Below are 5,974 nucleotides of genomic sequence, written 5' to 3' on the forward strand. Positions count from 1 at the left end.
TCCGAAAAGTGCGTCACACTTTTCGGGATGCGCTTGCTGGGCAGGGAGACCCATCATGACCACTTCTGTTCAATCCGGCGGGGAGCGTTGGAACGATCTCGACGCTGTTCGCGCGCTGGCCCTGTTCCTGGGCGTTGTCCTGCACGGCGTCATGTCGCTGATGGAGCCGCGTTTCTGGATCGTCGGCGACGTTGCCACCAGCCCGGTCGCCAACTATGCCTTCTACATCATCCATATTTTCCGCATGACGACCTTCTTCGTCCTGGCCGGCTTCTTTGCCCGCCTGCTGTTGGAAAAGCGTGATGGCAATATCGGCGCCTTCCTTCGCAACCGTCTCAAGCGCGTGGGCATTCCGCTGGTCGCCTTCTGGCCGCTGGTCCTGGCCGCGATCATCACGGTGGCGATCCTGGCCAACATGCCACCGCCGGGAACACCTGCCGCGCCTCCGCCGCCGCAACCGCCCATGACGGTCGACACCTTCCCGCTGACCCACCTGTGGTTCCTCTACGCCCTGCTGCTGCTCTATTTTGGCATGGCCGTGGTGAAGGTCGTCACCGACGTCACCCGCATCGGCGCGCCGCTGGGCCGCATGCTGGACAAGGTGTTTGGCGTCCTCATGAAGACCGGACTGATCAGCCTTCCGCTGGTCCTGCCGCTGGCTGCCACATTCTATTTCAATGACTCGTGGAACAAGTGGCTGGGCATATTGACGCCGGATACCGGCCTGATCCCCAATGCCATGGCGATTGCAGGCTACACCACGGCCTTCGTCGTCGGCTGGTGGCTGCACCGTCGCGCCGACCTGCTCGACTTCATGTCGCGCTATCTGTGGACCTACGGTCTCAGCGCCATCATCGGCACCTGGCTGTTGATTCAGCTCAACGGCGGCGCCGCGCCGTCGGGTGAACTGGTCAAGGGTTCGGACCATCCGCTGTATTGCCTGCTGTACCCGCTGACGGCGTGGTCGTGGACCTTCTTCCTGATCGGCGGCGCGCGTCTCATCCTGAAAAAGCAGAATGACGCTATCCGCTATCTCGCCGACTCGTCCTACTGGGTCTATATCGTCCATATCCCGCTGGTCATGCTGTTTCAGTACCTGGTTAAGGATCTGGCCTGGCCGGTCGAAGCCAAGTTCGCCCCGATCATTGTTGGCACCCTGTTGGTCGCCCTGTTGAGCTACCAGCTTGTGGTGCGGTACACTTTCATCGGCACGATTCTCAACGGCCGCCGCCGCAAGGTCAAAAAAGGCGCTGACCCCGTCCTCCAGGACGCGTAAGTGGCCTGGAAGTCCCCACTCAACGGCCCCCGGGTGGTTTGCCATCCGGGGGCTTCGTCACAGGAAACGCGCATGGAAGCCCCGGACCTGCAAAAGGAAGACGCCCAAAAGGACCAGGCACATGGGGATCTGGCCTTTCTCAAGAGTCTCGTGTCCCAGGGTCCGAAGGCCCAGGTTACGGCGGGCCAGGTCTTTGCCGTCGCCGGCGCCGCCTACAGCGCGCAGTGTTTCCTGTACTGGCTTCAGATCATGCTTGGCTGGCAATGGCCGGGCTGGTTGCAGATAGCGGTCGCCGTTGCGCCGATCGCGGTGCTGGTCGGGTTTATCGGCTGGGTGTTCTGGCGCGATCGCAACGAGGCCGGTCAGGGTGTCGCGACGCGGGCGCTGAACTCGGCTTTCGGCAGCGCGGGCCTGGCCAATCTGGCTCTGTGCCTTGTCTTTGGCTACGTCTCGGCGACGCAGCAGAACTTCCTGATCTGGTTGCTGTATCCGCCGGTGTCGTGCGCGGCGCTGGGGGCGTGTTGGTATATCGCCTTCATGGTGCGGCGGAAATGGTGGCTGCTGGGGGTGGCGTTCGGCTGGTGGGGAACCGCCATGGCGCTGGGCTTCCTGATCCGCAACATGGCGGGATATCTCCTGCTGCTGAGTATCGCCCTGCTGGTGCTGATGGTGGTACCTGGCCTGATCATGGCGCGGCCGGGCAAGGCCGACGACGCCGGTGAACCTTCGGCCGGTGGAGCGCACAAGGACCTGGCTTTTCTTAAGGCGTTGGTCACCGAAGGCCCCAAGGCGCAAAGGGGGGCGGGTCAGCTCTTTTTGATTGCCGGTGTGCTCTATGGTCTGCAATGCTTCGGCTTCTGGGTGCAGATGGCGTTTCAGCTGACGTGGCCGACCGAGGCCTATGTGTTCATAGGCTTCGCGCCCACCGTTCTGTTCCTGGCGGCCATGTTCTGGATGATGTGGCGTGATCGCAAGGACAGCATGCACGGTGCCGCCACCCGCGCCATCAACGGTGCCTTCGGCAGCGCTGGGCTGGCCAATCTGTCGATGTGCGTGTGCCTGGGTTATGTCTCAGCGAGCGAGAAAAGCCAGCTCATCTGGCTGCTGTATCCAGCGGTGGTATCGGCCTTCCAAGGGGCGTGCTGGTACGTCGCCTTCGTCGTCCGGCGCAAGCTGTGGCTGGCGGCGGTGTCGGCCGGATGGTTTTTGACCGCTGTCACGATGGGGTTCCTGATCACGGACATCGGCAATTATCTGTTCGTATTCGGCATTGCCATGTTCGCGCTGATGGCGGCGCCGGGCTATGTCATGTCGCGTACCGGAAGGGGCGGATAGGGTGTCAGGCTTCGACGTCAACCGGCTGGACGACGCGATCCACGGCCGCCTCAGGCTGGGCATTATGGCCTATCTGATGGATGCCGAGGCCGCCGATTTCAACGAACTGAAGGCGCTTCTGGACGCGACCCAGGGTAACCTGTCGGTCCATCTGCGCAAGCTCGAAGAGGCCGGTTATGTCGAGATCGTCAAGAGCTTTCAGGGGCGCAAACCCTTGACGCGGGCGCATATCACGACGGCCGGGCGGGCGGCGTTCGCCGGCTATCTGGAAGCGCTGTCGAAACTGGTCGAGAAGCGTTAGGCGTTGTCGTCCGGGGCTTTGGGCCGAAAAACAAGCGATACCGTCACGAAGCTGATGATCAGCAGCAGGCCCCATGACCCCATCTTGTGCAGGCTGACCGGCTTCCAGGCGTCGCCCGCGCCATAATACTGCCAGGTGCGGGTGAAGGTGCCGATGTTCTCGGCCAGCCACAGGAAAAACGCGGTCAGCGTGCCGGCCAGCAGAAATGGCATGGTATGGAAGCGCTGGTCGATGCGGAAAAAGACGAAGCAGCGCAGGAACATGGCGGCCGTCACCACAAACAGCAGGTAGCGGATGTCGTAGACATAGTGGTGGCTGAAGAAGTTGACGTAGATGACCACGGCCAGTAGCCAGGTCATCCAGGCCTTGGGGTAGTGCGAAAACCGCATGTCGAAGACGCGGATGGCGCGGGCGATGAAGCTGCCAACGCTGCCATACATAAAGCCGGTGAACAGCGGCACACCGGCGATACGGAAGATGGCGTCTTCCGGATAGGTCCACGACCCCATATGGGTCTTGAAGATCTCCATGACCGTGCCGGTGACATGGTAAAGGAAGATGACCTTGACCTCGTCTATGGTTTCGAGCCGGGTCCATAGTAACGCGGCCTGAATCAGGACGGCGCAGAGCAGCAGAAAATCATAGCGATGGACGGGGGCGTTATCGGGCCAGAGCGGGGCGGTGACGATGATCAGGAACAGCATGGCGGCGCCGAACAGGCACGACCACGCCATCTTCAGACCGAACAGCACGAACTCGGCCCGAGGTTCAGGCAGGCGGCGCAGGGTCGATCGGATCCAACGCCGGGCGGGTTGCAGAAAGGGTGCTAGGGGGTGAGTGGTCATCTACCTCCCCGTCCCATATTCAGTCGTCCTGAGCAAAGTAAGAAACCCCACCACCGCACCTCACTCGCTGCGACCATCGGCCGTTGGCCTCAGGTCTCCACTCACTCGAGCGGTCCCCCTCCCCAACACGTGGGGAGGAGAAGGTGTTGATGCAGCTAGCTTAAATGTGTTCACCAGGGTTTGAAGTGCTTCGATAGTTTCAGGCCCTGGCGTTGATAGGTCGAGCCGGTTTCGCCGTACAGCTTGATCGGGCGTTCGGTCAGGGGCTCATAGACCAGCCGCGCCACGGTCTGACCGTCTTCCAGCAGGAAGGGCGTCTCGTGGCAGCGCACTTCCAGCACGCCCTTGGAGCCCAGGGCATCGGCCTCCTTGGTGCCGAAGCCCGGGTCGAAGAAGCCGGCATAGTGGACGCGGAACTCGCCGACGCTGGGGTCGATCGGCAGCATCTCGGCGGCTTCCAGAACCGGAATCTCGACATTGCCCTTCGACGCCAGGATATAGAACTCGCCCGGATCCAGCAGAAGCTGGCCGGCGTTCTGGTATAGGGGTTCCCAGTATTTGCGCGGGTCGTGGCCTTCGATATGGTCCAGGTCGATGATGCCGGCATGGCGGCGGGCACGGAAGCCGACCAGTTCGCCGGTCAGGTCGACGCCGCAATCGAAGGTGTAAAGCTTGGGCGAATGGCCGCGTTTCAGGCGCAACTGGTTCAGCCGCGTGCCGGTGCGGGCCAGGACCGAAAAGGTCTGAGGGGCGATTTCGACATAGATCGGGCCGCTGTAGCCTTCCACGACATCGTCGAACAGCGCGCCACGGTCCGACAGCAGGCGCACGAAGACATCGACGCGACCGGTCGAGGACTTCGGGTTGGCGCGGGCGGTGACGCCGCGCGGCAGGTCCAGCCGCTCCTGGAGCTCGGCGATATAGACGCAGCCGGATTCGAAGACGGCGCCCTTGCTGAGATCCATCTCATGCATGACCACATCGGGCAGGCGTTCGGTCACGGTGCGTCCGCGCGGCAGATACGAGGCGCGGACCCGCCAGGCGCGGGCACCCAGGCGAAGGTCAATACTGGCCGGCTGGATCTGATCGTCGTCGAAGGGTGTATCGCTGGAAACGACGCCGGTCGCGACCAGTTCCGCCAGACGCTGCATCGGCAGGATGCCTTGAGGCAAAGTATCTGGCGCAAGAGAAAGGTCGGCGACGGCGGAAACAGGAGTCATGAAGGGCTTGTCTCTTTTCTTTATGAGGTTCAATCTTTAAGAGAGGTCGCCGGTCTCAGCAAGAAGATAAGCATGCCCTATCAGCACACCAGTCACGGTATCACCGTCAGCGTCGAGGTCGATTATGTTCCCCAGGAGGAAAGCGGTCACGACGACCGCTATCTGTGGGCCTATCACATCACCCTGATCAATGGATCTGATGAGGTGGTGCAGTTGAAGACGCGGCACTGGGACATTATGGACGGGCTGGGCCGGGTGCAGGTGGTCGAAGGTCCGGGCGTCGTGGGTGAGGTGCCGATTCTGCGGCCGGGTCAGGCCTATACCTATTCGTCGGGCTGTCCGCTGCCGACGCCATCGGGCTCGATGGGCGGCTATTACATGTTCGAACGCGATGACGGCGTGGCGCTGCGGGTGACGATTCCGGATTTTTCGCTGGATTTGCCCGATATCCGGCGGGTGCTGAACTGATCTCTTTCTGACGCGGTAAGATGACCGCGCCTATGCAAGATGCCCCTCCACCACTTCGGGGTCCCCCTCCCCACTTCGTAGGGAGGAGGGAGTTTGAAGCGCCTCATGAGATGGATTTGCCGCGCGGGCGTAAGGAAACCCCGTCAGCATGACTGACGGGGTTGAATTGTAGCTTTGGCGAAAAGCTGCGAGACGGAGTCTCTTACAGATAGCGGCGCAGGCTGCGCGACAGGTCGGTGCCGGTGTCGCGCTTCTTGGTCTTTTGCGACGGCTGGTAGGCGACCCGGGCATGCTCGACGCAGTAGGGGTACCGTCGTCGGCGCGGCGGCCGCAGAAGGAGAAGCTGTCCGAGGACGGATCGCCAATCGGCCACTTGCACATCTTGGCGCCGAGCGTCAGGACGGTCGCCGTGCCGGGGCTCTCGACATAGGGCACGACCGGAGTCGAGATGACCGGACGCGTAATCACCGGTTCGGCGCGGCGCGGCTGCGGCGCGGCATGACTCGGCGCCTGCGCGTGCGAGGTCGCT

7 protein-coding genes are annotated in these 5,974 nt (G+C 62.2%); 4 read left to right on the top strand and 3 right to left on the bottom strand.

Annotated features, from left to right (window positions below; translation table 11 throughout):
• Nucleotides 1-55 precede the first annotated feature (55 nt).
• The 3 genes from ABI_RS04105 (at nt 56) to ABI_RS04115 (ending at nt 2,912) form a co-directional block, all read left to right on the top strand.
• The gene (locus ABI_RS04105) at nt 56-1,276 is read left to right on the top strand and encodes an acyltransferase family protein (RefSeq protein ID WP_040308563.1); all 1,221 of its coding nucleotides are present in this window, start codon (nt 56-58) and stop codon (nt 1,274-1,276) included.
• A 72-nt stretch (nt 1,277-1,348) separates the two neighbouring features.
• Nucleotides 1,349-2,611 (top strand): hypothetical protein, encoded by a 1,263-nt coding sequence (locus tag ABI_RS26095; protein ID WP_006271579.1) that lies wholly within the window; start codon nt 1,349-1,351, stop codon nt 2,609-2,611.
• 1 nt (nt 2,612) lies between these two features.
• Nucleotides 2,613-2,912, top strand: coding sequence for a winged helix-turn-helix domain-containing protein (locus ABI_RS04115; protein WP_006271580.1), 300 nt, complete (start codon nt 2,613-2,615; stop codon nt 2,910-2,912).
• Here ABI_RS04115 and ABI_RS04120 read toward each other — a convergent pair.
• Entirely contained in the window at nt 2,909-3,757 is an 849-nt protein-coding gene (locus ABI_RS04120; protein WP_006271581.1) for a DUF817 domain-containing protein, read from the bottom strand. The genes ABI_RS04115 and ABI_RS04120 overlap by 4 nt on opposite strands.
• A gap of 170 nt (nt 3,758-3,927) precedes the next feature.
• Nucleotides 3,928-4,977: a 2'-deoxycytidine 5'-triphosphate deaminase gene (locus ABI_RS04125; RefSeq protein WP_050808187.1), complete on the bottom strand. Its 1,050-nt coding sequence runs from the start codon at nt 4,975-4,977 to the stop codon at nt 3,928-3,930.
• A 72-nt stretch (nt 4,978-5,049) separates the two neighbouring features.
• On the opposite strand from ABI_RS04125, the gene apaG reads away from it, so the two are divergent.
• Nucleotides 5,050-5,445, top strand: coding sequence for a Co2+/Mg2+ efflux facilitator ApaG/CorD (gene apaG, locus ABI_RS04130; protein WP_006271583.1), 396 nt, complete (start codon nt 5,050-5,052; stop codon nt 5,443-5,445).
• A gap of 30 nt (nt 5,446-5,475) precedes the next feature.
• Here the strand turns inward: apaG and ABI_RS26585 are convergent, their stop codons facing one another.
• A complete protein-coding gene (locus ABI_RS26585; RefSeq protein ID WP_374188339.1) occupies nt 5,476-5,913 on the bottom strand; it encodes a GcrA family cell cycle regulator in 438 nt (145 codons plus the stop codon).
• Between the last annotated feature and the right edge of the window lie 61 nt (nt 5,914-5,974).

Origin of the sequence: Asticcacaulis biprosthecium C19, assembly GCF_000204015.1 — a bacterium.
Taxonomy (GTDB): domain Bacteria; phylum Pseudomonadota; class Alphaproteobacteria; order Caulobacterales; family Caulobacteraceae; genus Asticcacaulis; species Asticcacaulis biprosthecius.